This window comes from Staphylococcus sp. B1(2026), assembly GCF_058895785.1.
Genome location: NZ_JBZXTS010000096.1, coordinates 1 through 1,689, shown reverse-complemented (window position 1 = coordinate 1,689; position 1,689 = coordinate 1). Strand labels below are relative to the sequence as shown.

General features: G+C 28.5%; 3 protein-coding genes and 1 tRNA gene. 2 read left to right on the top strand and 2 right to left on the bottom strand.

Translation table 11 applies throughout. The annotated features are described in order from the left end of the window. Positions 1 to 22 precede the first annotated feature (22 nt). Together tpx and AC5EAH_RS08050 are read right to left on the bottom strand one after the other, a co-directional pair. Positions 23 to 514, bottom strand: coding sequence for a thiol peroxidase (gene tpx, locus AC5EAH_RS08055; protein WP_493494263.1), 492 nt, complete (start codon positions 512 to 514; stop codon positions 23 to 25). 66 nt (positions 515 to 580) lie between these two features. Continuing rightward, positions 581 to 1,030, bottom strand: coding sequence for a Dps family protein (locus AC5EAH_RS08050; protein ID WP_493494262.1), 450 nt, complete (start codon positions 1,028 to 1,030; stop codon positions 581 to 583). Positions 1,031 to 1,108: 78 nt separating this feature from the next. Between AC5EAH_RS08050 and yidD the strand changes: the two genes are divergently transcribed. Further along, the gene (yidD, locus tag AC5EAH_RS08045; protein WP_493494261.1) at positions 1,109 to 1,378 is read left to right on the top strand and encodes a membrane protein insertion efficiency factor YidD; all 270 of its coding nucleotides are present in this window, start codon (positions 1,109 to 1,111) and stop codon (positions 1,376 to 1,378) included. Between the two features lie 179 nt (positions 1,379 to 1,557). Then, positions 1,558 to 1,631, top strand: a tRNA-Arg gene (locus AC5EAH_RS08040). Positions 1,632 to 1,689: the final 58 nt, after the last annotated feature.

The window sequence follows — 1,689 nt, the reverse complement described above, 5'->3', positions numbered from 1 at the left end:
ATTTTGAACTACGCAATAGATACTATTTTAATTTATTAACTGCTTCTATGACTTTATCGTAATCTGGTTCTTTACCAATTTCATCTAAATATTGAACATAAGTAATTGTGTTATCTGCTGACAAGACAAAAACAGAACGGGATAATAATTGTATTTCATTAATTAAGACACCATAATCTAAACCAAATTGTTTATTCATATAGTCTGATAATGTAACAACATGATCTAAACCAGATGCACCACACCATCTTGCTTGTGCAAAAGGTAAATCCATTGATACTGTAATCACCGCAATATCATCTCTATTTAATTTTTGATTAAATGTACGTGTTTGCATATCACAAATACCTGTATCAATTGATGGCACGACACTAATCACTTTAATTTTATCACCAAAATCTTCTAAAGTAGTATGACTTAAATCTGTTGCTACTAAATTAAAGTCAGGTGCTTTTATTCCTACCTCTAATTGTTTACCCGCTAATGTAACTTCTTGACCTTTAAATATTACCATTTTATGCACTCTCCTATATATTTATATAAAAGTACGGAGAATAATTATTCTCCGTACTTTTAATTATTATGCTAAGTATGAAGATAATAACCACATTTCTTTTTCTAAATGTGATTTAATACCTAAAGCTAAATCTGAAGTTGCTTGATCGCCTTCTTCTTCTGCAATTTCCATTAATTCTGACATTTCAATAGATAATAATTTGAAATCACGGAATAATTCATCTACCATTTCATCAGCTGTTTTTGTTTCTTCAACTTCATTAATAGAAGAAATTTCTAAACAACCTTTTAATGTTGCAACTGGTGAACCACCAATTGTTAATAAACGTTCTGCAACTTCATCTAATGTTTCACTTGAATAGTTGTATAATTTTTCAAATTTCGCATGCAATGTGAAGAAGCTTCTTCCTTTGACATACCAGTGGAAATTGTGTAATTTAGTATATAATACTGTGAAGTTAGCAACCTGACGATTTAAAGCAGCTTTCGTTTTTACTTTTGTTTCGTTACTCATAATTAATAAACCTCTTTTCTTTTATATATATATTATTGTAATAGAATTATTATTATCTGTCAATTTAAAGGAGCAGTAATGACTAAACTTTTCATACGATTTATTCGTTTTTATCAGCAATATATTTCTAAATATTTACCTTCTCGTTGTAAATATTATCCTACTTGTTCAAACTATGCTATTGATGCTTTAGAAACACATTCATTTAATCAAGCTATTGCTTTAATCGCTAAAAGATTATTACGATGTCATCCATTTTCTCGCCATCACTTTTTTGACCCAGTACCAAATAAAAAATATGACATGAATAAGATACACCAAATTATGATAGACAATCTAAACAAATAAAATCTATTACATTTATATTTTAACTGTATTAACCATAAAAAACAATGTATATAAATGTGATAGATTATAAAATCAATAATATTTTTTGACCATTCCTATCAAGATGAAATTTAATTAAATTTCATCTTGATTTTTCTAATCATTAACAGTATAATACTAATGTACTAAAAATTTAATATGTCTCAGTAGCTCAGCAGGATAGAGCAACGGCCTTCTAAGCCGTCGGTCGGGGGTTCGAATCCCTTCTGGGACGCTTTTTAAACGCTTAAATTAAGCGTTTTTTTATTTGATGAATTGCAAATAATATTGCG

What these genes read in the sequence shown, in the direction of transcription:
- tpx (WP_493494263.1), bottom strand. Translation starts at nt 514, where the DNA reads ATGGTAATATTTAAAGGTCAAGAAGTTACATTAGCGGGTAAACAATTA.
- AC5EAH_RS08050 (WP_493494262.1), bottom strand. Translation starts at nt 1,030, where the DNA reads ATGAGTAACGAAACAAAAGTAAAAACGAAAGCTGCTTTAAATCGTCAG.
- yidD (WP_493494261.1), top strand. Translation starts at nt 1,109, where the DNA reads ATGACTAAACTTTTCATACGATTTATTCGTTTTTATCAGCAATATATT.